The sequence below is a fragment of the Novosphingobium sp. BL-S-32 genome (assembly GCF_056857055.1).
Window position 1 is genome coordinate 864,767 of sequence record NZ_CM166476.1, and the last position, 25,452, is coordinate 890,218.

General features: G+C 65.0%; 28 protein-coding genes and 1 other RNA gene. 14 read left to right on the forward strand and 15 right to left on the reverse strand.

The genetic code is table 11. From position 1 onward, the window contains the following. Positions 1-14 precede the first annotated feature (14 nt). Positions 15-1,025 carry an IS30 family transposase gene (locus AC1VVK_RS03990; RefSeq protein ID WP_482904466.1) on the forward strand — a complete coding sequence of 337 codons (1,011 nt, stop codon included), beginning with the start codon at positions 15-17 and terminating at the stop codon, positions 1,023-1,025. Between the two features lie 119 nt (positions 1,026-1,144). Here the strand turns inward: AC1VVK_RS03990 and purQ are convergent, their stop codons facing one another. Together purQ and purS are read right to left on the reverse strand one after the other, a co-directional pair. After that, positions 1,145-1,822 (reverse strand): phosphoribosylformylglycinamidine synthase subunit PurQ, encoded by a 678-nt coding sequence (gene purQ, locus AC1VVK_RS03995; protein ID WP_482904467.1) that lies wholly within the window; start codon positions 1,820-1,822, stop codon positions 1,145-1,147. Next, positions 1,822-2,055, reverse strand: coding sequence for a phosphoribosylformylglycinamidine synthase subunit PurS (gene purS / locus AC1VVK_RS04000; protein WP_132391767.1), 234 nt, complete (start codon positions 2,053-2,055; stop codon positions 1,822-1,824). Before purS ends, purQ begins: the two co-directional genes overlap by 1 nt. 162 nt (positions 2,056-2,217) lie before the next feature. Here purS and AC1VVK_RS04005 point away from each other — a divergent pair, with 162 nt between their 5' ends. Continuing rightward, a complete protein-coding gene (locus AC1VVK_RS04005; protein ID WP_482904468.1) occupies positions 2,218-3,129 on the forward strand; it encodes an SDR family NAD(P)-dependent oxidoreductase in 912 nt (303 codons plus the stop codon). A 33-nt stretch (positions 3,130-3,162) separates the two neighbouring features. Here the strand turns inward: AC1VVK_RS04005 and AC1VVK_RS04010 are convergent, their stop codons facing one another. The 4 genes from AC1VVK_RS04010 to AC1VVK_RS04025 are packed head-to-tail and all read right to left on the reverse strand — an operon-like array spanning position 3,163 to position 6,253. Continuing rightward, positions 3,163-3,537: a DUF2794 domain-containing protein gene (locus tag AC1VVK_RS04010; protein WP_482904469.1), complete on the reverse strand. Its 375-nt coding sequence runs from the start codon at positions 3,535-3,537 to the stop codon at positions 3,163-3,165. Between the two features lie 7 nt (positions 3,538-3,544). Beyond that, entirely contained in the window at positions 3,545-4,261 is a 717-nt protein-coding gene (epsC, locus tag AC1VVK_RS04015; RefSeq protein WP_132391771.1) for a serine O-acetyltransferase EpsC, read from the reverse strand. Between the two features lie 54 nt (positions 4,262-4,315). Beyond that, entirely contained in the window at positions 4,316-4,939 is a 624-nt protein-coding gene (locus AC1VVK_RS04020; RefSeq protein ID WP_132391773.1) for a P-loop NTPase family protein, read from the reverse strand. Positions 4,940-4,951: 12 nt separating this feature from the next. Continuing rightward, a complete protein-coding gene (locus AC1VVK_RS04025; RefSeq protein ID WP_482904470.1) occupies positions 4,952-6,253 on the reverse strand; it encodes a heavy-metal-associated domain-containing protein in 1,302 nt (433 codons plus the stop codon). A 70-nt stretch (positions 6,254-6,323) separates the two neighbouring features. Here AC1VVK_RS04025 and purM point away from each other — a divergent pair, with 70 nt between their 5' ends. Both purM and purN read left to right on the forward strand, forming a co-directional pair. After that, the gene (gene purM, locus AC1VVK_RS04030; protein ID WP_132391777.1) at positions 6,324-7,427 is read left to right on the forward strand and encodes a phosphoribosylformylglycinamidine cyclo-ligase; all 1,104 of its coding nucleotides are present in this window, start codon (positions 6,324-6,326) and stop codon (positions 7,425-7,427) included. 43 nt (positions 7,428-7,470) lie between these two features. Next, on the forward strand, positions 7,471-8,373 hold the full coding sequence (purN, locus tag AC1VVK_RS04035) for a phosphoribosylglycinamide formyltransferase (protein ID WP_243652799.1): 903 nt from the start codon (positions 7,471-7,473) through the stop codon (positions 8,371-8,373). Between the two features lie 443 nt (positions 8,374-8,816). On the opposite strand, the gene AC1VVK_RS04040 is transcribed toward purN, so the two are convergent. The 5 genes from AC1VVK_RS04040 to AC1VVK_RS04060 all read right to left on the reverse strand — a co-directional run bounded on the left by AC1VVK_RS04040 (position 8,817) and on the right by AC1VVK_RS04060 (position 12,069). Beyond that, the gene (locus AC1VVK_RS04040; RefSeq protein ID WP_482904471.1) at positions 8,817-9,071 is read right to left on the reverse strand and encodes an HP1242/YdcH family protein; all 255 of its coding nucleotides are present in this window, start codon (positions 9,069-9,071) and stop codon (positions 8,817-8,819) included. 88 nt (positions 9,072-9,159) lie between these two features. Then, positions 9,160-9,405 carry a hypothetical protein gene (locus AC1VVK_RS04045; RefSeq protein WP_132391783.1) on the reverse strand — a complete coding sequence of 82 codons (246 nt, stop codon included), beginning with the start codon at positions 9,403-9,405 and terminating at the stop codon, positions 9,160-9,162. A gap of 208 nt (positions 9,406-9,613) precedes the next feature. Next, positions 9,614-10,036 (reverse strand): nucleoside-diphosphate kinase, encoded by a 423-nt coding sequence (gene ndk / locus AC1VVK_RS04050; RefSeq protein ID WP_132391785.1) that lies wholly within the window; start codon positions 10,034-10,036, stop codon positions 9,614-9,616. 110 nt (positions 10,037-10,146) lie between these two features. Further along, the gene (locus AC1VVK_RS04055) at positions 10,147-10,584 is read right to left on the reverse strand and encodes a DNA polymerase III subunit chi (protein ID WP_482904472.1); all 438 of its coding nucleotides are present in this window, start codon (positions 10,582-10,584) and stop codon (positions 10,147-10,149) included. Between the two features lie 21 nt (positions 10,585-10,605). Continuing rightward, a complete protein-coding gene (locus AC1VVK_RS04060) occupies positions 10,606-12,069 on the reverse strand; it encodes a leucyl aminopeptidase (RefSeq protein WP_482904473.1) in 1,464 nt (487 codons plus the stop codon). 95 nt (positions 12,070-12,164) lie between these two features. Between AC1VVK_RS04060 and AC1VVK_RS04065 the strand changes: the two genes are divergently transcribed. The 4 genes from AC1VVK_RS04065 to rsmA all read left to right on the forward strand — a co-directional run bounded on the left by AC1VVK_RS04065 (position 12,165) and on the right by rsmA (position 17,917). After that, a complete protein-coding gene (locus tag AC1VVK_RS04065; RefSeq protein ID WP_132391791.1) occupies positions 12,165-14,468 on the forward strand; it encodes an LPS-assembly protein LptD in 2,304 nt (767 codons plus the stop codon). Between the two features lie 197 nt (positions 14,469-14,665). Next, a complete protein-coding gene (locus AC1VVK_RS04070) occupies positions 14,666-16,054 on the forward strand; it encodes a peptidylprolyl isomerase (RefSeq protein WP_482904474.1) in 1,389 nt (462 codons plus the stop codon). Between the two features lie 7 nt (positions 16,055-16,061). Then, entirely contained in the window at positions 16,062-17,096 is a 1,035-nt protein-coding gene (pdxA, locus tag AC1VVK_RS04075) for a 4-hydroxythreonine-4-phosphate dehydrogenase PdxA (protein ID WP_482904475.1), read from the forward strand. Next, on the forward strand, positions 17,093-17,917 hold the full coding sequence (gene rsmA, locus AC1VVK_RS04080) for a 16S rRNA (adenine(1518)-N(6)/adenine(1519)-N(6))-dimethyltransferase RsmA (protein ID WP_482904476.1): 825 nt from the start codon (positions 17,093-17,095) through the stop codon (positions 17,915-17,917). The genes pdxA and rsmA overlap by 4 nt, the downstream gene beginning before the upstream one ends. A gap of 12 nt (positions 17,918-17,929) precedes the next feature. Here rsmA and AC1VVK_RS04085 read toward each other — a convergent pair whose 3' ends face one another. Continuing rightward, positions 17,930-18,370, reverse strand: coding sequence for a hypothetical protein (locus AC1VVK_RS04085; RefSeq protein WP_482904477.1), 441 nt, complete (start codon positions 18,368-18,370; stop codon positions 17,930-17,932). A 181-nt stretch (positions 18,371-18,551) separates the two neighbouring features. After that, entirely contained in the window at positions 18,552-20,684 is a 2,133-nt protein-coding gene (locus tag AC1VVK_RS04090; protein ID WP_482905111.1) for a malate synthase G, read from the reverse strand. Between the two features lie 304 nt (positions 20,685-20,988). Here AC1VVK_RS04090 and AC1VVK_RS04095 point away from each other — a divergent pair, with 304 nt between their 5' ends. Then, positions 20,989-21,282 carry a hypothetical protein gene (locus AC1VVK_RS04095; protein WP_482904478.1) on the forward strand — a complete coding sequence of 98 codons (294 nt, stop codon included), beginning with the start codon at positions 20,989-20,991 and terminating at the stop codon, positions 21,280-21,282. A gap of 86 nt (positions 21,283-21,368) precedes the next feature. On the opposite strand, the gene ssrA is transcribed toward AC1VVK_RS04095, so the two are convergent. Together ssrA and mscL are read right to left on the reverse strand one after the other, a co-directional pair. Then, positions 21,369-21,733, reverse strand: a transfer-messenger RNA (tmRNA) gene (ssrA, locus tag AC1VVK_RS04100). A gap of 48 nt (positions 21,734-21,781) precedes the next feature. After that, complete coding sequence (mscL, locus tag AC1VVK_RS04105; protein ID WP_132391799.1) at positions 21,782-22,201, reverse strand: large conductance mechanosensitive channel protein MscL; 420 nt, start codon at positions 22,199-22,201, stop codon at positions 21,782-21,784. Positions 22,202-22,428: 227 nt separating this feature from the next. On the opposite strand from mscL, the gene AC1VVK_RS04110 reads away from it, so the two are divergent. Genes AC1VVK_RS04110 through AC1VVK_RS04130 form a run of 5 tightly spaced genes read left to right on the forward strand, consistent with a single transcriptional unit; the run spans position 22,429 to position 25,315 of the window. Continuing rightward, complete coding sequence (locus tag AC1VVK_RS04110; RefSeq protein WP_132391801.1) at positions 22,429-23,034, forward strand: LemA family protein; 606 nt, start codon at positions 22,429-22,431, stop codon at positions 23,032-23,034. Positions 23,035-23,038: 4 nt separating this feature from the next. Further along, complete coding sequence (locus AC1VVK_RS04115; protein ID WP_482904479.1) at positions 23,039-23,851, forward strand: TPM domain-containing protein; 813 nt, start codon at positions 23,039-23,041, stop codon at positions 23,849-23,851. Between the two features lie 11 nt (positions 23,852-23,862). Next, positions 23,863-24,546 carry a TPM domain-containing protein gene (locus AC1VVK_RS04120; protein WP_482904480.1) on the forward strand — a complete coding sequence of 228 codons (684 nt, stop codon included), beginning with the start codon at positions 23,863-23,865 and terminating at the stop codon, positions 24,544-24,546. After that, positions 24,543-25,103: an NUDIX hydrolase gene (locus AC1VVK_RS04125; protein ID WP_482904481.1), complete on the forward strand. Its 561-nt coding sequence runs from the start codon at positions 24,543-24,545 to the stop codon at positions 25,101-25,103. The genes AC1VVK_RS04120 and AC1VVK_RS04125 overlap by 4 nt, the downstream gene beginning before the upstream one ends. A 5-nt stretch (positions 25,104-25,108) precedes the next feature. Next, positions 25,109-25,315 carry a hypothetical protein gene (locus tag AC1VVK_RS04130; protein ID WP_482904482.1) on the forward strand — a complete coding sequence of 69 codons (207 nt, stop codon included), beginning with the start codon at positions 25,109-25,111 and terminating at the stop codon, positions 25,313-25,315. Positions 25,316-25,452 lie beyond the last annotated feature (137 nt).

A 25,452-nucleotide genomic window follows, 5' to 3' on the forward strand; every position in this document is an offset into this window, starting at 1 on the left:
GTTATGGTGTTGTCATGGGAAGAGCTTACGAACAGCTTGATCTGGAAGAGCGGTGTACGATTGCCCGTCTTCATGAAGACGGGCAATCACTGCGCCAGATCGCGGCAGCTCTGGATCGCTCGGCATCGACGATCTTTCGGGAGCTGAAGCGCAACAGCGGCAGCACGGTGGGCTATCGGCCCGGCTATGCGCAAGAGCAGGCGCGCGCCCGGCGCTGGTCGGGCATGCGCCTCGAACGCGATCAGGCCTTGCGCGAGGGCGTGCTGGGCCGCCTCGCGGCCGGCTGGTCACCCGAGCAGATCGCCGGCCGCATGGCCCGCGAGGCCGGCGTGCGTATCATCAGTCACGAGAGCATCTATCGCTTCATCCATGCCCAGATCAGGCGGACGAACGATCGATCATGGCGCCATTATCTGCCCCGCGCCAAGGCCCGCCGCGGATGGCGCCGCAAGCCCGGCGGATCCTCGGTCCGCTTCATCGCCAAGCGCCAACCCATCGCCATGCGCCCGGACGAGGCCGCGGATCGGTCCCGGCCCGGCCACTGGGAGGCCGACTTCATGCTCTTCGCCCGATACGGCCAGGCCATCCTCGTCGCCCATGAACGCTCCTCGCGCTACACCCTGATCTGCCATCCGCCCGACCGAAAGGCCCGGCGCACCGCCGACCTGCTCGCCGCCATGCTGCGGCCCTGGCCCGACGCCTTGCGCCAAACCCTGACCCTCGACAACGGCACCGAGTTTGCACAGCACCACAGGTTGCACCGTCTCGGCATCGATACGTTCTTCTGCGACCCCCACGCCCCATGGCAAAAGGGCGGCGTCGAAAACGCCATCGGCCGCCTCAGACGCGACCTGCCGCGCAAGACCAACATCGAGGATCTCTCGCCTGCCCACTTTGAGGACATCATCCAACGCTACAACAATACACCGCGAAAATGCCTCGACTTCAAAACACCCGCCGAGGCATGCTCTCTTCAACCGTTGCACTTCGAATGTGAATCCACAGCCCCGCCTTCGCGGGGATGACGAGATTAGGAAGGGCTGCGAAATTGAGAGCGTGGATGCTTTAACTACACTGACCAAAACGAAAAACGCCCCCGAAACCGGGGGCGTTCGTTCGATTCGTTATGGAGAGAACAGCGGCCTCAGGCCCCCACCAACCCGCGAATGGCGCTTTCAAACAGCGCGCGGCCGTCGGTGCCGCCATGCTTCGCATCGATGGCGCGCTCGGGGTGCGGCATCATGCCCAGCACGTTGCCAGCCGCATTGAGCACGCCGGCAATCTGGCGCGCCGAACCATTGACTTCACCCACATAGCGGAAGGCCACGCGGCCCTCGCCTTCGAGGCGATCCAGCGATTCCGCATCGGCGTGATAGTTGCCGTCGTGGTGGGCGACGGGGATCGAGATCTCCTGCCCGGCCTCATAGCCCGAGGTGAACAGCGACTGGGCGTTCTCGACCTTGAGCGTGACGTCGCGGCAAACGAAGCGGATGCCCGAATTACGCAGCAGCGCGCCCGGCAACAAACCACTTTCGGTCAGGACCTGGAAGCCGTTGCAGACGCCGAACACCGGCACGCCGCGATTGGCGGCATCGATCACGGCACGCATAACCGGCGAGCGCGAGGCAATCGCACCGCAGCGCAGGTAGTCTCCGTAGGAGAACCCGCCCGGCAGGCCGATGAAGTCCAAATTGTCCGGCAGATCGGCATCGCCGTGCCAGACGCGAATGCATTCGTTGCCCGAGATCTTTTCCAGCGCCACCGCCAGATCGCGGTCGCAGTTGGAGCCCGGGAACGTGACGACAGCGGAGCGGAACGACATCAGGCCACCTTCTCGATGCGGTAGTTCTCGATCACCATGTTGGCGAGCAGCTTGCGGCACATGTCATCGAGCGCTTCGTCGGTCACGCTCTCGTCGACATCCAGTTCGAACAGGCGGCCGGCACGCACGTCATTGACGCCGGCGAAGCCGAGGCCTTCGAGCGAGTGGTGGATCGCACGGCCCTGCGGGTCGAGGACGCCGGACTTGAGGCTGACGTGGACGCGGACTTTCATCTGGGGACCTTTCGCTTGCACAGCGCAGATTCGTTTCAGAGCGCCTATGACGCCGAGAGCGCCTCGGGGCAAGATCCGAGGGGCAAAAGCGTGTCATCTTTGCAATCGAAGAGCACTTGATGGGCGCTTGATGGGGGGCCGCCAACCTGCCATTCCCGCTTCATGCAGGATCCCATCTCGTTCGCTGGCCAGGTCGCCGTCGTCACCGGAGCCGGTCATGGCCTTGGCCGCGCTTATGCGCTGGAACTGGCGCGACGCGGTGCGAAAGTGGTCGTGAACGATCTGGGCGCCGAGCGCGACGGATCGGGGCATTCCGACGCAGCACTCGTCGTGGTCGAGGAAATCCGCAGCCTTGGCGGCGAGGCCATGGCTGACGGCGGCGACGTTTCCGATTTCGCGCAGATGGAGGCCATGGCCGCCCGCGCGAAGGAAGCGTGGGGCGGCATCCACGTGCTCATCAACAACGCCGGCACCCTGCGCGACCGTACGTTCGCCAAGATGGACATGGCGGATTTCGAGCTGGTGGTGCGCGTCCACCTGCTCGGCAGCGCCTATGCCACCAAGGCGGTGTGGGCGACCATGCACGAACAGGGCTATGGCCGCGTACTGATGACCACTAGCGCCTCCGGGCTGGGCGGCAACTTCGGGCAGGCCAATTACGGCGCCGCCAAGCTCGGCGTGCTGGGCCTTGCCCGCACCTTGCGCATGGAAGGCGCCAAGTACGGCATCCGCGTCAATTCTCTGGCCCCCACCGCCGGCACCCGGATGACCGCCGACATCTTCCCGGACGAGGCCTATGCCGCCTTCGAGCCTGAAGCGGTGGTCCCCGCCGCGCTCTACCTCGTCTCGAAAGACGCCCCCAACGACGCCATCGTCGCGGCCGGCGGCGGCGTCTGCCAAGGCGCGTTCATCACCATGAACGACGGCGTGCTGCTTTCGGGGGAGCAATTGACCGTGGAAGGTTTCGCGGCAGCGTGGGACCGCATTGCCGACCGTCATGGCGACCGGGTGATGAATACCGGCATGGAACAGGCGCATCACGCGCTCTCGCTCCTGCTAAAATCGCAGGATTGAGAGTATGTTCGCGCGGCCGCCAAAGGGCCGCGCTCAGCCCTCGACCACTTTCAGCAGCTTGCGTTCCAGCGGACTCAACACGCCGGCCAGTTCGTGCCCGCGCTTGAGGATTTGCCCCGCCTCTCCGAACAGCGTCCACATGCCCTGCTTGCCGCGCAGTGCCGGACGCTTCTCTATGCGCGCCTGCGGACGTTCGGCCGCACGGCGGAAGGCCGAGAAATTGGCCGCGTCCTTGCCGAAGTCCATCGCATAGTCGCGCCACATTCCAGCGGCGACCATGCGGCCATAGAGATCGAGAATGCGCTGGAGTTCAATCCGGTCGAACGCCGTCTGGAGCGGTACGCGCGCCGGAAAGGCGACGACGCCTGCCGGAAGCGGATTCGGACTGCCGATGGAGCTTGCCGCCATCCGCCGTTCACACCCCCTTGCGGGCCGGCTCGGTTGCCAATTCCGCTTCGCGCAGCTCAGTCTCGCGCAGCTTCAGCAGCGCATCGACTTGCGCACGAAGCGCGGCAACCTGCTCTTCCAGCTCGTCCACCCGCTGGCTACCCACCGGCTCGCACGGCTCCTTGCAGGGCGTGCCATAGGGCATGAATTCCTTCGCATATGTCTCCGCCTTGACCAGCGTGGAGCGGGCCTTGACGCCGATCATAGTCGCGCCTTCGGGCACGTCTTCAGTGACGACCGCGCTGGCGCCGACACGCGCACGCCTGCCGACCGTGACCGGGCCGATGATCTGCGCGCCCGAACCGACGATCACATTGTCCAGCAGAGTTGGGTGGCGCTTGCCACCCTTGCCGTTGGTGGGGTTCGACCCGCCCAGCGTCACGCACTGGTAGATCGTCACATTGTCACCGATCTCGGCGGTCTCGCCGATGACGGTGAAGCCATGGTCGATGAAGAAGTTCTTCCCGATCGTGGCGCCCGGATGGATGTCTATCGCGGTCAGAAAGCGGGAGACGTGGTTGACCACGCGGGCTAGGAAAAACAGGTCCGCACGGAACAGCCGGTGCGCGATCTTGTGGAAGAACAGCGCCCATACGCCCGGATAGAGCAGCACTTCCCACCGCGAACGCGGTGCAGGGTCGCGCGCGACGACCGAGTCCAGATAGCGGACAAGATTACCCAGCATCGCGCGAATCTCCCATCAAACGGCCCGTCTGGCAAGCTGCTTGGCAAGCCGGCCTCAGGTGCCTTTCGGATCGCCGCCCTTAACCTCTTCCAGCGCGTCGCGCCAGATCGCCATTGTCGGCGGACTCTTGCGCTCCAGACTGAGACGATCGATCGCGGCGACCAGTCGTTCGACGCCCAGATGGCTACGCTCGGCGCGCGGTACAAGATAGTCTAGCGCCGCCGGATCGAGAACAAGGCCGCGCATCTGCGCGTGAACCTCGATCAGGTCCGCCATCATCGCCTCGTCCGGAGCGTCGATCTCCAGCTCCAGCGCCGCACCGAGGCGCGAGCGCAAGTCGGGCAGCGCCACCTGCCAGCGCCCCTCGCCTTCGCCGCGGCGATGACTCGACACGATCAGCAGCGGCCGACGGCTTTCCTGCGCGCGGTTCCAGGCGTGGAAGACCGCGTCTTCCTCCATGCGGTCCGCATCGTCGAGCGCGTCGCCGTGTCCGGCCTCGACGAACCAGCGGGCCAGCAGCGACTTGCCCGAGCGCGGCGCGCCCGAGAGAATCGCCGCATGGAACGGCCAGCGGCCCGTCTCAAGCAGCGCGTCGATCGCCGCCGCATTGGCGTTGCCGACGACAATGCGCGGCGGGCTGTCGCTCGCGGTCGACAGCGGAAGTGGTATCTGCTTCATCCCCCGAACCCTCTAGCGGCTGATTCTCAGCGCGCCGCCTCCTGCCGAGACTTTCCAGCCCTGCGCGCGCAGCGCGGCGGCCAGTTTGTCGGCGCCGCCCTCGACGCTGACACGCAGCACCGAAATGCCGCCAATGGCAAGGCTGACCGTGGCCGCCCCCTTCACGCCCGGCACGCCGCGCACGGCAGCCAGCGCGGCATCGACCGCGGCGGCATCGGGGCTGGCGAACTGGACAGACACGGTTTCCACCGCGACCGGCGCTGCAACAGGAGCCACCGGACCCACGGGCGCCGCCGGAATTACCGGCGCAACGTCACTTTGCGGCAATGCGCCGCCCTGCGGCATCAGCTTTTCGCGCAGCTGTGCAAACGCCCGGTCGAGCGCGACCTGACTCATCGTCAGCGTCGGATCGGGGCTGAGCTGCCCGTTCGCCAGTGCGTTGCGATAGATCTCGTCGGTCCGTTCGACGGCCTTAGCCATCATGCCGGGCAATTCCTGATCGCTGGCAGCGTCCAGCTCGAAACTGTCGAGGAACGTGTTGTCCGGGCCGTAACGCGCGGTGAACGTGCCGTGGATCGGGCCACCGGGCCATTGCCGTTCAAGCCGCGCGATCGGGATCAGCACGTCGGTCGCGCCGAACTGGTCAAGCAGACCGCGCCACCACAGGCGACTGCGGCGCGTGGCCTGACCAGCGGTGAGAATCAGCGAATCGCCGCCCGCACCCACGGGGCGGACATAATCGATGGCGCTTTGCGAGGCCTGGAACTCGGCCCAGGCCTTTTGCCAGGGCCCGCGCACTTCGAAGACCTGCTGCACGCCGCCCGAATTCAGCACCGGCAGGAGGAGCAGCGGCGCCGAACGCACCATGGCCCCGCCGCCGCCCACGAATTGGCCGGCCTTGCCCTTGTCGAAGATCACGCCCAGCGTAGCGATATAGCGGCGCGGGCCGACCTGTTCCTGCCCAATCACCACCGAGGAGACCATCGCATCGATCGATTCGATCGGCATGTCCGGCCCGCCCAGTTTCTTCCAGGCTTCCTTCTCGGCCTGCTTCCAGCCTTCGAGTCGCGCTTCCGCGCCCGTCTTGGCCGTCACATCGACATGAATGCCGTTGACCTGAATGTCTTCGGAGTTGGCGAGCGGCGCAATCCCGCGGTCGCCTTCGACTTGCGCGGCGATTCGCCAGGCGCCGAATCCGACCACGCCCAGCGCGGCCGCACTGCCAAGAAGCACGGCTGCGCGTGCCGCAGTCCAGCGCCGACCCTTGTCACGGCCGGCCAATTGCCGGAATTTCTGGGGGAACGTCATCGCCATCGTCGAAACCGATGGGCCTTTTGCCTAAACGGGAATGGAAATCCAAGCCGGAAAGCGATAGGGGCGCGCAATGTCCGACGATAACTCCACGAAGAGCTACTCCTATGAGCAGGCCGGCGTCTCGATCGCCGCCGGAAACGCGCTGGTGAAAGCCATCGGCCCGCTCGCGAAATCCACTGCGCGCCCCGGCGCCGACGCCGAGCTGGGAGGCTTCGGCGGATTCTTCGACCCGCGTGCTGCGGGTTACAAGGATCCGCTGCTGGTCGCCGCCAACGACGGCGTGGGCACCAAGGTCAAGCTCGCCATCGACCACGATCGCCATGACCATATCGGCATCGATCTTGTCGCCATGTGCGTGAACGACCTTATCGTGCAGGGCGCGGAGCCCCTGTTCTTCCTCGATTATTTCGCCACCGGAAAGCTTGAAAACGGCGTTGCCGAACGTGTTGTCGCCGGCATTGCCGAAGGCTGCAAGATGTCGGGCTGCGCCCTGATCGGCGGCGAAACCGCCGAAATGCCGGGCATGTATGCTGCCGGCGACTACGACCTTGCCGGCTTCTGCGTCGGCGCCGTCGAGCGCGGCGAACAGCTTACCGGCGACAAGGTTGCTGCTGGCGACGTGCTGCTGGGCCTTGCCTCTTCGGGCGTGCATTCGAACGGCTACTCGCTGGTTCGCCGCCTTGCCGAGGACAAGGGCTGGAAGCTCGACCGCCCTGCCCTGTTCGATTCGGACACGCTGCTGATCGACGCCCTGATCGCGCCCACGCGCATCTACGTGAAGAGCCTGCTGCCCTTCATCCGCTCGGGCCGCATCCATGCGCTGGCCCACATCACTGGTGGCGGTCTGCTGGAAAACATCCCGCGCGTGCTGCCGGAAGGCCTGCATGCCCGCATCGACGTCGGCGCCTGGCCGCAGCCGCGCCTGATGGCGTTCCTGCAGGCGCAGGGCAACATCGAGCCGGGCGAGATGGCCCGCACTTTCAACTGCGGCATCGGCATGGTGCTCGCGGTCTCGGCCGACGAAGCCGCCGCGCTCAAGACCGAGCTGGAAGCCGCCGGCGAGACGGTCTTCGTGATCGGCGCCATCGAAGCGGGCGACAAGGGCTGCACCGTGCAGGGCAAGGCCGAGGAATGGTCCGCCCGTGAGGACTGGGAGGCCGTCCATCTTGCCTGAGAAGGCAAAAGTCGCCGTCCTTCTTTCGGGCAGCGGCACCAACATGGCGGCGCTGCTCTACGCCAGCCGGCGCGAGGACTGTTCTTACGAGATCGTCCTCGTCGCCAGCAACAAGCCCGAGGCCGGGGGCCTTGCCCTTGCCGAGGCAGAGGGCGTGGCGACGTTCGCGCTTAGCCACAAGGGCCTCTCGCGCGCCGAACATGACGCGGCGATGGATGCGGCGATTCGCCAGTCGGGGGCGCAGTGGGTCGCGCTCGCGGGCTACATGCGCATCCTCACCGACGAATTCGTCGCGGGCTGGGATGGCCGGATGGTCAATATCCACCCCTCGCTGCTGCCCAAGTACACCGGCCTTCATACCCACCAGCGCGCCATCGAGGCGGGTGACAGCCATGGCGGGGCGACTGTCCATCTCGTCATTCCCGAACTCGACGAAGGCCCGATTCTCGGTCAGATCCCGGTCGCCATCGTGCCCGGCGACACGGCGGAGAGCCTTGCCGCACGCGTGCTGATCGCCGAGCATCAGCTCTACTCGCGCTGTCTTGCCGAACTGGTCACGCGCGAAACGAGTCCGGAATGGCTGCTTGCCCGAGTTCGCGAACGGGCCATGGCCCTGCCGGAGACCGACGAGATCGCCAGCCACGGCATGCCGTGCTTCGGCATCGTCAAAGGCAAGAAGTTCGCCTACTTCACCGCCGACCATCACGGCGACGGCCGCACCGCGCTGCTCGTCAAGATCAGCGGGCCGGACGAGCAGGCCATGCTGATCGAACAAGACGAGGCGCGCTATTATCGCCCCGCCTACTTCGGCGACGGCTGGGTCGGCATCCGCCTCGACCTTGGCGACAATGACTGGGATGCGATTGCCGACTGGCTGTCCCGCTCATGGCGCGCGGTGGCGCCGAAGAAGCTGACTACGCTGCTGGATGTGGCCGATCAGTTCTGAGGAATTGGCGGCGTCCTGGCCTCCACCTCAATGCCGGCCCCCGATTCCTAAATCCCAAACCACGTCGTCCTCGCGCAGGCGGGGATCCCGCTTTTCTGGCGGCGTAGCGAAAAGGCAGCGGGGCCCCCGCCTTCGCGGGGGCGACGAAGTGAGGAACGTCGGGACCTGTGCCCCGCCGATTAGTTGTCGGCTCTCAATGCCTCCATGCGTCGGGAAGCATACGATTGGTCAGCCCTGAGGATCGGAGACGCGGACACGCACCATCTCCTCATCAATATCGAGCCGCATTCTATGAACCCCAAACCTCGTCGTCCCCGCGCAGGCGGGGACCCCGCTTTTCTGGCGGCGTAGCGGAAAGGCAGCGCCCTCCACCTGCGCGGGGGCGACGAAGTGTTATGCAGTCGAACCCATGCGTGCCCGACGGATTGCCCTGACTTACCGCCTCAGGCCCCAACCGCTCGCGCATCGCGGATCATGCGTCCGATCTGATCGAGCAGGGTCAGCCGCTCTTTCTTGAGATCTTCCAGCCGCGCGTCGGACGCCACTTCGAGTTGCTCCTCGATGCGGTTGATGGCGCCGTTGACCTCGCCGTAGCGATCCGCGAGCGCGGCGAAGTGACCGCGCGTGGCCTTGAGGTGGTGGAGGACCGCAATATCCTCCGGGAATTCCTCGACGAGTTCGTGGGGCTTGTAGGTCATCGGCTCTCCTCAACGCTCGATAGAGCTTCGATTTTAGCCCCTCGCCCTCCCCGCGCCTTGCGCGGGATCAAAGCGCAAGGCGGGAAATTCAGATTTGCGAGTAATCCACCTGCGGCCGGCTTTCGCGCGTGCCGCGATAGAGCTTGTCAGGTTCGCGCGGGTCCCCCGCGATCATGACGTGGTCGTCGTGGACCGCGACCAGCGTGCCCACGAACGGGAACCCCTCAAGGCTGCCGTTGACGCGGTAGCTCACGGTATCGCCGACCTTGAAGCTCGCCGCGTCGAAATTGAATTCAAAGGGGCAGGCTTCGCCCGTCTCACCCATGCCTTGCATTTATCGCTCTCCTATTCCGGGCAAAGTAACCCAGAACCCGCAGCCGCAAAACCGAAAAGCGCAGTCTTCGATCAGGTTTTACCTCTTCACACGCAAGATTGTTTTGCGCAGCCCGGACAACGGGGCCCGGCATCGAAGCCATATCGCCCCAAAACAAAAAGGCCGCCCAAACGGGCGGCCTTTTCATTCATTCGGAGAAGCGGATGCTTCAGCCGACGATTTCTTCGGGCTTGAAGAAGTAGGCGATTTCGATCGCCGCGTTCTCTTCCGAGTCCGAACCGTGAACCGAGTTAGCTTCGATCGATTCGGCGTAGACCTTGCGGATGGTGCCTTCGGCAGCATCGGCCGGGTTGGTGGCGCCCATCACGTCGCGGTTGGCCTTCACGGCGTCTTCGCCTTCGAGAACCTGCACGACCACCGGACCCGAGACCATGAACGAAACGAGGTCGTTGAAGAACGGACGTTCCTTGTGGACGGCGTAGAAGCCCTCAGCCTGTTCCTGGGTCATCTGGATGCGCTTCGAGGCGACGACGCGCAGGCCGGCTTCCTCAAGCATCTTGGTCACGCCGCCGGTCAGGTTGCGGCGGGTCGCGTCGGGCTTGATGATCGAGAAGGTGCGGGTAACCGCCATGGTAGGTTCCTTGCGAGGTAGGGGTTTTGAATTGTTGGCGGGCCCCTAGCCGGGAACGGCCCGGATCGCAAGAATTAGGCTGCGTAATGATGAACCCTCGGAGGGGAGAATCATCCAGCCTGAACCCATCTCCCGCCGTCCTGCTTCCAGTAATAGTGTTCCACGCCCTCACGGCCGCGCAACATACGCCAGGTATCGCGCGCATGCTGGAGCGTGGACTGGTCGAACAGGAAGAACATGCGCTCGAACGGAGTATCGCCTTCGCGCCATTGCCCATCGGCAATCGCCATGAACTTCGCCCCGTTGGCAGGCTTCGGCACTTCGGAAATCAGGATCGGCTGGCGGTCGTCGCCCCCGTCACCCGCGAAGCCGTTGGCAAGGAAGCTTTCCGATCCGGTCGACCACAGTGCCTGGCAGATGCGCTGGCGCTGGCCGAGGTCGGCGGAGACGACGAGCAGCCGCTCGCCATTCCCCGCGACCTTTCCGGCAATCAGCGCAAGCGCGCTTTCGGCAGGGTCGCGACTGAGCTGATAGAAATCCACGCGCATGTCGCGACCCGAGCCTTTTACTTACGCTTCAAGCGTATCGCGCACGAAGCGGTCGAGCAGGCGCACGCCGAAGCCCGAGGCGCCCTTGTCCCAGGTCGCGCCCGGCTTGTCGGTCCACACGGTACCGGCAATGTCGAGGTGCGCCCAGGGGGTGTCGTTCTCGATGAAGCGCAGCAGGAACTGCGCCGCGGTGATCGAGCCGCCGAAGCGCGGGCCGACGTTCTTGATGTCGGCAATCGGGCTGTCGATCATCTTGTCGTAGTTCGGGCCCATCGGCATGCGCCACAGGCGGTCGCCCGAGGCGTCGCCGGCAGCGTTGAGCTGGCCTGCCAGCTCGTCGTTGTTCGAGAACAGACCGGCATATTCGTGCGCGAGGCTGAGGATGATCGCGCCGGTCAGCGTAGCAAGGTCGACGATCTTGGCGGGCTTGTACTCGCGCTGCACCCAGGTCAGCGCGTCGCACAGGACCAGACGGCCCTCGGCGTCGGTATTGATGACCTCGATGGTCTGGCCCGAGAGCGAAGTGACGACGTCACCGGGGCGCTGGGCATTACCGTCGGGCATGTTTTCCACAAGACCGCAGACGCCGACGACGTTGGCCTTGGCCTTGCGCAGCGCGAGCGCGAGCATGGTGCCGGCCACCGCACCGGCGCCGCCCATGTCCCACTTCATGTCTTCCATGCCGGCGGCGGGCTTGATCGAGATGCCGCCGGTGTCGAAGGTCACGCCCTTGCCGACGAAGGCCACCGGCGCCTCGCCCGCGTTGCCGCCCAGCCATTCGAGCACCAGCAGGCGCGCCGGACGCACCGAGCCCTGTGCCACGCCGAGCAGCGAGCCCATGCCGAGATCGGCCATTTCCTTCTCGTCCAGCACGCGGACCTTCAGGCCGCTGCCCGCCATCTTCGCCTCGCAGCGGGCGACGAAAGTTTCCGGGTAGATCGCGTTGGCGGGTTCGGTAACGAGTTCGCGGGTGAAGGACACGCCCTCAACAATCGCCTGCTCCACGGCCCAGACCGCCTCGGTGCCTTCGGGCGCGCCGACCACGGCGATGTCCACGAGGCTCGGCTTGGCGTCTTCGGCCAGCTTGGTGCGATAGGTGTCGAGGCGCCATGCGCGCAGCACGGCGCCCAGCAGCGCACCGGCCGCTTCGTCGGCCGAGAGGCCCGCGCCGGTGAGGTCCAGCGTCACCGCCGTCTCGCCCGAAGTGAGGTACTTGGCGACAACAGCCGCACCGGCGCGCTCGATGGCGCCCTTGCGGTCCTTGCCGTCAGCGGACCCGATCCCGGCCAGCGCGACGCGCACGACTTTGCCGTTACGCTCGACAAAGCCCTCGAACACCTGCCCTGCCTTCGCGGTGAAACGCGATGCCTTGGCACCCTCGACCAGCACCGGCTCAAGGTCGGCGGGAATCGCGTCCTGATTCACGAAGCGGGCGACGAGACGCGCCGCGGAGGCGGCAGCTGCGTCAAGGAACTGGATATTCATGGGATCTCCTGAATTCTTGTGGGCGAGCGACGGACTTGTGCGCTTCGCCACAACAGCGGATTGCAGTTAGGCACAGGCGGTGCGATAGGCAAGCCATGCTCCCGGCCGCCCCGACCCTGCTGCATGCCCGCAAGCTGCGCCTGCACCACCTTCCGTTGCCGCTGCTGGCTGCCGGATTTGTATCTCTCTCATTGCCTTGCACTGCGTTTGCACAGGATCTGTCGCGGCAGGTGGATACCGGGCCGATTCAAGGTGCTCCGCCTGCGCCTCCGCCCGCAACTGCGGACTTGGTGCCGGTCGCTTTCGAGGCCGATACCGTCGAATACGACGAACACGGCGAAACGGTTACCGCCAAGGGCAACGTCGTCCTGCGCAAAGACAAGCAATCGGTTCGCGCCGATACCGTGACATGGAACCGGACGACCGGCCAGATCGTCGGCACCGGCAACGTGCGCGTCGTCGACCAGAACGGTAACCAGGTCTATTCCGACCATGTCGAGCTTACCGACGAGCTGAAGACCGGGGCGATGGAAAACCTGCTGCTGGTGCTGCGCGAAGGCGCGCGGCTGGCGGCGAACAAGGGCGAGCGCCTCGCCAATGGCGATGTTGTGCTCCAGCACGCCGCCTATAGCGGATGCGCCGTGTCCGACGATTCGGGTTGCCCCAAGAGCCCTACCTGGCGCGTGCTCGCCAAGTCCGTGATCTACAGCGAGGATAAGAACCTCGTGCGCTTCTCGGACGCCCGGCTCGAACTATTCGGTAAAGTCCAGATCCCGCTGTTCGGCATGTCGGTCAGCACCAATGGCGGCGCGGTGTCCGGCTTCCTGGTTCCCGATTTCCGGTCCAGCCCGTCTAACGGCATCGAGGTGGCGCAGCCCTATTACTGGAAGATCGCTCCGAACCGCGATCTGACCGGCACGCTGCACGTCTATACCGAAGCCGCGCCGATGGCTTCGTTCGAGTATCGCGCTCTCACCGATAAGGGCGCGTACCAGATCACCGGCTACGCCACGTCGAGCAACAAGATCCCGATCGACGATACCAATCCCGATCCCAACCGCGAGCGTTCGTTCCGCGGCTACATCTTCGCCAACGGCAGGTTCCAGCTCGACGAGGGCTGGAGCGTGACCGCCTCGATCCGCCGCGCCACCGACCGCACGTTCCTGCGCCGCTACGACATCAGCCGCGACGACCGCCTGCGTTCGAGCGTCGAGGTCGAGCATATCGACGAAGACAGCTACTTCTCGTTTGCAGGCTACGCCACGCAGACCATGCGCTCGGGCCAGGATCAGGGGCTGATGCCCGTTGCGATCCCGGTGATAGACTATCGCCGCCGCTTCGACGAATCGCTGCTGGGCGGCAAGATCGAGACACAGGTGAACACCATGGGTATCACCCGCGTCGACGGGCAGGATACCCAGCGTGCTTTCGCCAGCGCCCAGTGGTCGCTGCGCAAGGTCACCGGAATGGGTCAGGAAGTGGTGTTCACCGGCCTTGTGCGCGGGGATGTCTACCACTCGGACGAGAATGACACGACCACGACGGTAGCCTATCAGGGCATGCCCGGCTGGCAGAGCCGCGCGATCGCCCTGGCAGCAGTCGACGTGAAGTGGCCGCTGGTGGGGCAGGTCTTCGGCGGCACCCAGGTCCTGACCCCGCGCGTCCAGCTGGTGGCGACGCCGTCGATCAAGAATCTGGAGATTCCCAACGAGGATTCACGCGCGATCGAGTTGGAGGACACCAACCTCTTCTCGCTCAACCGCTTCCCCGGCTACGACCGTTTCGAGGACGGCGTGCGCGTCACGTACGGCTTCGACTGGATGTTCGAGCGGCCGCGCTGGCGCATCAAGAGCACGCTCGGCCAGTCGGTGCGCCTCAGCAACGATCAGTCGATTCTGCCTGACGGCACCGGCCTTTCCGACAAGACTTCGGACATCGTCGGCCGTACCGAAATCCGTTACCGCAACTTCGTCAGCCTGATCCACCGCTTCCGGCTGGACAAGGACAATCTGGCCGTGCGCCGCAACGAAGTCGATCTGGAGCTGGGCAGCAACCAGACCTATTTCGAACTCGGCTATACCAAGCTCAACCGCGACGTCACCGAGAATATCGAGGATCTCCAGAATCGCGAGGAAGTGCGCGCCGCCGGCCGCGTCGCCTTCGCGAACTACTGGTCGATGTTCGGTTCGGCGGTGGTCAATCTCACCAACCACAGCGAGGACCCGATTTACGGCTCGGACGGTTTCCAGCCGCTGCGCACGCGGTTCGGCGTTGCATATGAGGACGATTGCCTCGAAATCGCGCTGACCTGGCGCCGCGACTACGTCTCCAATGGCGACGCGCGCAAGGGCAACTCCTTCGCACTCCATTTCGCGCTCAAGAACATCGGCGTCCACTGAGCGAAAAACCCTCCAACAGGCACAAGTTGACTGGGGCACGCCCGGGGCGTTGGCAGGTCATGTCAAAGCCGCTATCGGACGCACTCAGTTTCGGTTAAGCCGCAGGCCGACATAGGCCGGAAAACGTCCGCAAGGTGTCCGTCACCTTGCGAACGGGGACCGGAAATGACTGGTCGCAGACGGGATAGAGATCAACGGTGACAGCAATCCAACGTAGCAGGTCCATCAAGCGTGCGGTGCGCAATTGCGCGATCGCGGGCGGCGCCATCGCGTCCGCCCTGTCCCCGCTCGCAGTGTCGACCGCGGCTTATGCCCAGGCTGCCGCCACGCAGACGACCGAGCAGGGCGACATCGTGATCCCCGACGACGTCAAGATCTTCGGCAACGACAACCCGAACGTCCGCCGCGCCACCGCGGTGGTCAACGGCGACATCATCACCGGTACGGACGTGGACCAGCGCCTGGCGCTGATCCTGGCCGCGAACCAGGGCAAGATCGACGATGACGAGAAGAAGCGCCTGCGCCTTCAGGTGCTGCGCAACCTGATCGACGAAACGCTCCAGATTCAGGAAGCCAAGGCGGCCGACGTCGCGGTGACCGATGCCGATGTCGACCAGACTTACGGCCGCGTCGCCTCGCAGAACTTCGGACAGAACGCTGCGGCCATGGACGCCTACCTCAAGCGCGTCGGCTCCTCCACCGATTCGCTGAAGCGCCAGATTCGCGGCGAACTGTCGTGGCAGCACCTGCTCCAGCGCAACGTCCAGCCGTACATCAACGTCTCGGACGATGAAGTGAACGAGATGCTGACGCGTCTCAAGGCGGCCAAGGGCACGGACGAGTACCGCATCGGCGAAATCTACCTCGCCTCGACGGACGATTCGCAGCAGCAGGTCTACCAGAATGCCATGCAGATCGTGCAGCAGCTCAAGCAGGGCGGCAGCTTCGTGGCCTATGCCCGCCAGTATTCACAGGCATCGACTGCCGCGGTCGGCGGCGACCTTGGCTGGATCCGCCTTGCCCAGCTTCCTGCCGAACTCGCCAATGCCGCGCACGACATGCAGCCCGGCCAGCTCGTCGGCCCGATCCAGGTGCCCGGCGGCTACGACATCATCTATCTGATCGACAAGCGTCAGGTCCTCACCGCCGATCCGCGCGACGCGGTGCTGGCGCTCAAGCAGATCTCGCTCAACTTCCCGAAGGGCATTTCGGAAGCGGAAGCCAATACCAAGGCGCAGGCTTTCGCCAAGGCCATCAGCACCGCCAAGGGCTGCGGCGATGTCGACAAGGTAGCCACCGGCGTCGGCGCGCAAGTCGTCGCCAACGATCAGGTCAAGGCGCGCGACCTTCCCGCCGCGATCCAGACCTCGATCCTTCAGCTTTCGCCCGGCGAAACGCTGCCGCCGTTCGGCTCGCTGACCGAGGGTGTGCGCATCCTGATGCTCTGCGGCCGCGACGATCCGCAGGTCGATTCGGGCCCGAGCTTCGAACAGCTCCAGTCGCAGATCGAGGACGATCGCGTGAACAAGCGCGCGCAGATGTACCTGCGCGATCTCAGGCGCGACGCGATCATCGAATACAACTGATGCGTTCATGAGCGGCACCGTAACGATGTCTGCGGCGCCGCTTGCCGTTTCGCTGGGGGATCCTGCCGGGGTCGCCCCGGAACTGATCGCCGAGGCGTGGACGCGCCGTGAAGGTTCCAACCTCGCGCCATTCTTCGCCGTCGGCGGCGCCGGCCTGCTGGCCGCTGCCGCCCACAGCCGGGGCATCGCGCTGCCGGTGATCCGCATTGCCAGCCCGGCCGAAGCGACCGCCGCTTTCGCGCACGGATTGCCCGTTCTGGGCAACGAAGACGCCTCCCCCGCATTCGGAATGCCTTCACGGGAAGGCGCGGAACTCGCGCTCCATTCGCTCTCGCAGGCAGTGCGCCTCGCCGTTTCGGGTGAAGCGGGGGGGATCGTTACCGGCCCCATCGCCAAATCGAAACTCGCGGAAGTCGGCTTCACCCAGCCCGGCCAGACCGAATTCTGCGCCGATGCCTGCGGCGTGGCCCATGACGATGCCGTGATGATGCTGGCGGGGCCGAACCTGCGGACCGTACCGCTAACCGTCCATGTGGCGCTGACTCAAGTACCCGCCCTGCTCACCCGCGACCTGATCGCGCGCAAGACGCGGATCGTCGCGCAGGCACTGGCGCGCGATTTCGGCCTGTCACCCGCGCGTATCGCCATCACCGGGCTCAATCCCCACGCCGGCGAAGACGGCCGCATGGGCCGCGAGGAAATCGACACCATCATTCCCGCCATCGAAGCGCTCGCGGCCGAAGGACTGGCCGTCACCGGCCCGCACCCGGCCGACGCGCTCTTTGCCGCCCACCAGCGCGATGCCTTCGACGTCGCGCTTTGCATGTATCACGATCAGGCCCTGATCCCGATCAAGACGCTCGACTTCGATGCCGGCGTCAATGTCACGCTCGGCCTGCCGATCGTCCGCACTTCGCCCGATCACGGCACCGCCTTCACCATCGCCGGAAAGGGCGTGGCGAGCCCGGGCGCGATGATCGCGGCGCTGCGGATGGCCGGCGAGTGCGCGGCACGCAGGGCCGCTGAAGGAATTCCGGCATGACCACTCTCCCCCCCTTGCGCGAAGTCATCGCCAAGCACGGGCTCTCGGCCAGCAAGGCGCTCGGCCAGAACTTCCTGTTTGACGAACAATTGCTCGACCGCATCGCCGCGATTCCCGGCAATCTCGACGGCGCGCAAGTGCTGGAAATCGGCCCCGGTCCCGGCGGCCTCACCCGCGCACTGCTGCGCGCCGGGGCACAGGTTACCGCGATCGAGATGGACCGGCGCTGCTTGCCCGCGCTCGCCGAACTCGAAGCGGCATTCCCCGGCAAGCTCAAGGTGATCGAAGGGGATGCGATGAAGATCGACCCCGCGACGCTGTTCGAGGGGCCGTACCATATCGTCGCCAACTTGCCCTACAATGTCGGCACCGCGCTCTTCACCGGCTGGCTTTCGGGCGAGACATGGCCGCCGCAGTGGCGCTCTCTGACCCTGATGTTCCAGGAGGAAGTGGCGCGCCGCATCATCGCCGAGCCGAACATCTCCGCCTATGGCCGCCTTGCCGTGCTGGCGCAGTGGCGCGCGAAGGCAAAGCTGGCGATGAAAGTGCACCGCAGCGCCTTCACCCCGCCGCCCAAGGTCATGTCGGCCATCGTCCATGTCGAACCGGGCGAAGCGCCCGAAGGCGTCTCCATGCGCGTTCTGGAACGGACGACCGAGGCCGCCTTCGGCCAGCGCCGCAAGATGCTGCGCCAGAGCGTAAAGGGCGTTCCCGGCGCGCTGGACGCGCTGGAACGGCTGGAAATCGACCCGCAACGCCGCGCCGAAACGCTTTCCGTCGATGAATTCGTGAGCCTCGCCCGCGAACTGAGCAAGCGCTGAGCGCGGGCTCAGCTATTTGTCGCCGAGGTCGCTTTCACCCGTCGCGGCGATATGCAAGCTGTTGAGCGGTTCCATACCCGGCGTAACAATCCGCGTCACGACGACAATGGAACACACCAGAACGCCGAGGATCAGAAAGGCCTGAAGTAGCCGCGCCGACAAAGGACCGTCCGACGCCAGTGCCGCTGCGAGCGGGCGGCGGTGCTCGGAGGCTGCTGCCGCTTCCGCACTGAGCACAATCGGCATCGCTCCACCTTCAAGCACCGCCATAACGCAGATCGGCTCACTCAAGGAAACACTGCAACGTTTGCCGCGACGCCCGCGTACCTGGCCGACCAGCGCTTGCCGGCCGACCATTACTTCAACGATTTCACCCATCGCTGGAGGTTGGGACATCATCAGGCACAGTCCACGCACGCTGGCGCCGACCACTATCGCCTCGCCCTCTACCATTCCGGTAGCCGTCGCGTGGCGCACACATGCCTGGACCATCGCACGTGCCCGGTCTCTAACGAAAACCCTCTGCTCGTTCATGGGACATGGCCCCCCAGCCGTTCCGATGAGACTACTCTACCTACCAATCTCGCAGAGGGAAGTTAATGAACTGAAAACGTTACGACATCAAACCGCGATGTCAGACTTCCGCCAACGCTAGAGATCCAGCCATCGCGGCTTTCTTGCGTAGGCGCCAGGCATGAAGCAGCGGCTCGGTATAGCCGTTGGGTTGCTCTACGCCCCGGAACACGAGGTCGCAGGCCGCGCGGAAGGCGAAGGACGTGTCCCAGTTACCCGCCATCGGCTCGTAGAGCGGATCGCCGGCATTCTGCGCATCGACCTTGGCGGCCATGCGCTTCAGCGACGCCATGACCTGTTCCTCGCTGCAAACGCCGTGCAGCAGCCAGTTGGCCATGTGCTGGCTGGAGATGCGCAGCGTCGCGCGGTCCTCCATCAGGCCCACGTCGTTGATGTCGGGCACCTTCGAACAGCCGACGCCCTGATCGATCCAGCGCACGACATAGCCGAGCAGGCCCTGCGCATTGTTGTCGAGTTCCTCGCGAATCTCGTCTTCCGACCAGTTGGCACCCTGGGCCAGCGGAACTTGCAGCAGCAGGTCCAGCCCCGGAATTTCGCCTTCCGCGATCTCTCCGCGCAGGCCGAAAACGTCGACCTCGTGATAGTGCATGGCATGGAGCGTGGCGGCCGTGGGTGACGGCACCCATGCGGTGTTCGCGCCGGTCCTGGGATGCCCGATCTTCTGCTCCAGCATGTCGCGCATCATGTCCGGCGCGGCCCACATGCCCTTGCCGATCTGCGCCACGCCCGAAAGCCCGTGTGCAAGGCCGATGGCGACGTTGCGGCGCTCGTAAGCGGCGATCCAAGTCGAGCCCTTGATCGCGCTCTTACGGATCATCGGCCCCGCGCGCATCGAGGTGTGGATCTCGTCACCCGTACGGTCGAGGAAGCCGGTGTTGATGAAGACGATTCGATCCCGGACCGCGTGGATGCAGGCGGCGAGGTTCGCAGACGTGCGCCGCTCCTCGTCCATGACGCCGACCTTGATGGTGTGACGATCCAGCCCCAGCAGATCCTCCACCGCATCGAACAGGTCGTTGGTGAAGGCACATTCCTCCGGCCCGTGCATCTTCGGCTTGACGATATAGATGCTGCTCTGACGGCTGTTGCCGAACCGGGTGAGGCCCTTCACGTCCTGCGCCGAGATCGCACTGGTAAGCACGGCATCCATGATCCCCTCGGGGATTTCCGAACCGTCCGGCAGCAGGATCGCCGGATTTGTCATCAAATGGCCGACATTGCGCACGAACAGCAGGCTGCGGCCCGGCAGGTCAACCGTTTCACCCGAGGCCAGCGTGACGCGCTTGTCGCCCGCGAGTTCGCGGGTCAGCGTGCGGCCGCCCTTCTCGAACGTTTCGGTAAGGTCGCCCCGGATCACGCCCAGCCAGTTGGCATAGGCCGCCAGCTTGTCCTCGGCATCGACCGCCGCGACCGAATCCTCCAGATCGACGATCGTGGTGAGCGCGGATTCGAGAACGATGTCGGCGATGCCCGCCTTGTCCGAACCGCCGACCTCGGTCGAGCGGTCGACCACGATCTCGATGGCCAACCCGTTCGAGCGATAGAGCCGTCCCTTCGCCGTCTCGCCCAGGTATTGCGCGGGATCGGCGAGCGGCGCGTCGGCCGTCTCCACATCGGACCAGCTTCCCGCCGCTAGCGGCAGGGCCTTGTCGAGAAACGCGCGGCCTGCCGCGATCACCGCCGCGCCGCGAACCGGATCATAGCCCTTGCCCTGTGCAGGCGCCGCGTCGAGCGCGTCGGTGCCGTAGAAGGCGTCGTAAAGACTGCCCCAGCGGGCATTGGCGGCGTTGAGCAGGAACCGCGCATTGAGCACGGGAACGACGAGCTGCGGCCCTGCCATCGTGGCGATCTCGGGATCGACGCCTGTGGTGCCGATGGCGAATTGACCGGGCTCGGGAACGAGATAGCCGATCTCACGCAGGAAGGCCTGATAATCGCCCTGATCGATGGGCTTGCCCGGGCGGCTCATATGCCAGGCGTCGATCAGCGCCTGGAGTTCGTCACGCTTCGCCAGCAGTGCGCGATTACGCGGGGCGAGTTGCCCCACCAGCGCGGCAAACCCGCTCCAGAACGTGGCAGCGTCCAGCCCGATCGGGGGCAGGACCTGCTCCTCGACAAAGCGCGCCAGTGCGGTGTCGACCCGCAGGCCCGAACGTTCCATCCTGTCAGTCATCATTCCTCGCATATCCAATGCACGCGGGCCGGTTGTTGGCGCGCGCGTCCGTGACACTGTTTTTCAAGTCTGTCCCGGGGAGGAATCGCGGGTTCTATGCCCGATCGCTGCCGCAATGGCAACAGGCCGTTCGAGACTGTGCCGCAAAGGGAGTAGTCCGTCGGACCCGCTTACATTGGCGTCGGAAAGGCTTAGATTGCAACGGTTCGTCAACCATCGAGTCCGCCGGGAACCCGTGACTGGCATGGACGTTGCTCAGAGTTAGTGAGTGGAGGTGGGGGGCGAAGTCCGCAAAGGTAAGGACATGCTGCGCAAGATTACCCGCCTATTCGTCATCAAGACGCACTGGGAAGCGTACATGATTATCTACGCCCTCGCGCTGGGCGCGGTAGAACGCGGCAGCGTCTACCTCACGCGCTTTCCCGGCTTCGGTGGCAAACTGCTGTTCCTGGCCTGCACCGGCGCGGTGTTCATGGCGGGCGCCAAGATTCTGGACGCAATCAAATACGAGAAGGCGCAAAGGCTGGCGCCCTTGCTGGAATCGGCGACTCCAAAGCCCAAAAGCCACACGTCACGGCAGGACCGCAACGCCGCCTGACGGCGGTCCGTGCCTGTCCGACCTGAAGGCCTGCCCGATCTGGAGGAAGGTGGGGTGTTTCTGTTGCAAGGTACACCCCGGACCCCTGGAATCCCTTCTGTTGCCCGGTGGGTCCAACCGCGCTTTAGCTTTGTAACTTCAGGCCGTTAGGCCCTAGAATTACGCGGCGAGAGCGAGTGCTTCGTTGTCGTTGGCACTTGTGAGTTTTGAGCCTTGAACGGGTTACTCAGCCCGGAAGAAAACACCGCTTTTCAACACACGTCGATCCTAGTTCGGCCCCGTCATCACCCCTGCGACAACAGGGTTGTCCCGCCATAAGCTGGACGGGTGATGGTGGAGCCGCCGGGTACCGCCCCCGGGTCCGCTGTGCCTATTGAACGGCGCAGTTTATCATCATAGCCAGCAAGCTGGCAGGGACCCATATAGGGTCCGCCGCGCAAAAGAAAAGGGCGGGAATCACTCCCACCCTTCTCTCGCGATCACAAAGGGTTTGCCCCGATCACCCCTTCTTCAGGGAGTCGCGGATCTCGGCGAGCAGTTCAACCTCGGTCGGCCCGGCAGGCGCGGCTTCCTTCGCCGGCATCAGCTTGTTGGCCTGACGCACGAGGAGAAAGATCACGAAAGCCAGGATCAGGAAGTTGAGCACTGCCGTGATGAACGAGCCGTAGCCCAGCATGGCGACACCCGCCGTCTTGAGCGCGGCATAGGTCATCGGGCCGTGGTAAGTGGCCGGAACCGTGCCGAGCACCACGAACTTGTTGCTGAAATCGATACCTCCGGTGATGAGGCCGATGAACGGCATGATGACATCGTCGGTAAGCGAGGAGACGATCTTGCCGAAAGCGGCGCCGATGATCACACCCACGGCAAGATCAAGCGCGTTACCGCGCGCGATGAACGTCTTGAATTCCTGAAGCATCTTCCGCTGATCCCCTATGATTTCAGGTGTTCTTACGAATTTTCAAATGGTTGTCGGGCAGGCCTGCCACGCTGCATAAGCCGCAGGTTGCCACATTGGCCCTTTGGTAACAATCGGTTGCGGGCACGGTTGCTTCCCGGACGGTCCTTGAACCGGCCCCCACCCCTGCTATCTATGCCAAGGACGCGACGTGGCCGTTTCGGCCCGATCGACCTGGAGGACACCCTATGCGCCTTTCCCTCGCCGCTCGTGCCGGACGCAACAGCCTTGCCCTTGCGGCCGCGTTGTGGCTGGCCGGTTGTGGCTTCAACTCGGTGCCGACCAAGCAGGAAGCCGCCAAGGCCAAGTGGGCCGACGTGCAGGCCGCCTATCAGGAACGCGCCAACCTCGTGCCCAACCTTGCCGCCGTGGCCAAGGGCGCGGCAACGCAGGAGAAGGAAATCCTGACCGGCGTGGTAGAAGCGCGCGCCAAGGCCACCTCGATCCAACTCAGCGCCAATGACCTCAACGATCCGGCCAAGATGCAGCAGTTCCAGGCTGCGCAGGGCCAGCTCGGCCAGAGCCTCTCGCGCCTGCTGGTCAGCGTCGAGCAGTATCCCGAGCTGAAGTCGATCGTGAACTACCAGATGCTGCAAACCCAGCTCGAAGGGCAGGAAAACCGCATCCGCATCGCCGTGCGTGACTACAACGCGGCGGTTCAGACCTACAACACCGCCGTCCGCACCTTCCCGACCATGATCGGCGCCAAGCTGCGCGGCGCGGATCCGCTGGTGCCCTACACGGCGTCGACGCCGGGCGCGGACGTCGCGCCCAGCCTCGAAGGCAAGATGTGACCCGGTGAACCCTTTCCGGGCCGTCCTTGCGGCCGTTCTTCTGGCCTTCGGCGTGCTGCTTGCCCAGCACGCAGCCGCCGAGCCCACGTTCCCCAAGCTCACCGGCCGGGTCGTGGACGACGCCAACGTCATCCCCGACGATGTCGAGGCCCGGCTGACGCAGAAACTGGACGCGCTGGAGAAGAACTCCGGCCGCCAGCTCGTCGTCGTCACCCTCCCCAGCCTTCAGGGCTACGATATCTCCGACTACGGCTATCAGCTCGGCCGCGCCTGGGGCATCGGTGAGAAGGACAAGAACACCGGCGCCTTGCTGATCGTCGCACCCAACGAACACAAGGTGCGGATCGAGGTCGGCTACGGCCTGGAGCCGATCATCACCGACGGTCTGTCGTTCCTCATCATCAACAACCAGATTCTCCCCCGCTTCAAGGCGGGCGACATGCCCGGCGGCATCGAGGCCGGGACAGACGCGATCGCCAAGCAACTCACTCTGCCGCCCGATCAGGCCCGTCAGGTGGCTGCCAATGCCGACGCCGCGCGCAAGCCGCAGGAAGGCGGATTCCCTGTGGGGACCATCATCTTCATCGGTTTCCTCGTGTTCTTCGTCGCCCTGCCGATGATCAACGAGGCACGCGCAGGCGGGCGGCGTCGGCGCGGTCTGGGCGGTCCGATCATCTGGATGCCCGGCGGTCGTGACGACGATGACCACTGGGGCGGTGGCGGCGGCTGGGGTGGCGGCGGCGGTTTCGGCGGAGGCGGCGGGTTCTCGGGCGGCGGCGGCAGCTTCGGCGGCGGCGGCGCGAGCGGAAGCTGGTAGAGGAGAACGACATGCCCTCACCCATCTACCTTTCCGAGGAAGACCACGCCCGCATTGCCGCTGCCGTCGGCGAAGCCGAGATGCGCAGTTCGGGCGAGATCGTGACCGTTCTGGCCGACCGCTCGGACGGCTATACCGACGTCGCGCTTGCGTGGAGCGCGGTAGTCGCCTTCCTTGCGCTGGCCGCGCTGGTGTTCGCGCCCGGCTTCTACATGGGACTTTACGACCGCCTGCTGGCCAGTTGGGGCCACGAATGGACTCCGCGGATGATTATCGGACTGGCCGGCGGAGTCGCCGCGATCAAGTTCGGCGCCATGCTGGCGCTGCAGCTCTGGCAGCCGCTGCGGTTCTGGCTGGTGCCGGGTCCGGTCAAGACCATGCGCGTGCACACCCATGCCCTGCGCGCCTTCCGCATCGGCGCCGAACAGCGCACCACCGGCCGTACCGGCGTGCTGATCTACCTCTCCATGCGCGAGCACCGCGCCGAGATCGTGACCGACAAGGCCATCGCCGCCAAAGTGGACCCCGAGATCTGGGGCCACGTCATGGCCGCCATGCTCGCCCACGTGGGCGACGAGCGCGTGGCTGACGGCATGGTGGTCGCCGTAGGCAAAGTGGGTGACATCCTCTCCGAACACTTCCCCCGCGCCGATGACGACGTGAACGAACTTCCCGACAGGATTATCGAAGTATGACCGAACTGGCCTCCCTGCCCCTGCCCCCCGATGCCGACGAACCCGATGAAATCATGTGGCAAGGCAAGTTCATCACCACCCGCAAACGGGGCCGCTGGGAATATGTGAGCCGCGCGCGCGGCATTCACGCCGCCGTGATCTTTGCGGTGGACGCCGAAGACCACGTGATCCTGGTGGACCAGTACCGCGTGCCGCTGGGCAAGCGCTGCATCGAACTTCCCGCCGGCCTTGTCGGCGATCATGACGATGTCGCGGGAGAGGACGCCAGCGTCGCCGCCGCACGCGAGTTGGAGGAAGAGACCGGCTACCACGCCGGCCGCATGGAAAACCTCGGCGAATTCTACTCCTCGCCCGGCATGGTGAGCGAAAGCTTCAGCCTGTTCCGCGCGCATGATCTCGTGAAAGTGGGCGAAGGCGGCGGCGTCGATAGCGAGGATATCATCGTCCACCGCGTGCCGCTGGCCGGGATCGAGCAAGCCATCGCCGAATGGCGCAAGGCGGGTTATGCGCTGGACGTGAAGCTGCTGCTCCTGCTCGGCGCGCGAATGCTGGGCTGAGGCCCATGCAAACGCGCCCCGGCATCTGTCAGCGCAAGGCCCGCTATCCCACCGAAGCAGCAGCGCTGGAAGTGGCCGCACGGGCATCGATTGTCTTGCGGCCTTATCGCTGCCCGCTGTGCCGCCAATATCACCTGACGAGCCGCACCAAAGGCATGCGGCTGCCTCGTTTCGAGCGCGAACGGCGCAAGGGCGAGCCGGAGGCGCCTTGAGTTGAAATCACGCCGGTCAGGTCGGCAATTGCGCCGGATCGAACTCGGTTCGTCGAAATTGTGTCGGATCTGCGGCAAAATATGCCGGGTCGGTTCCGATTGAGGTTGCAACAATCCTAGGATTGACGGAGGGCTGA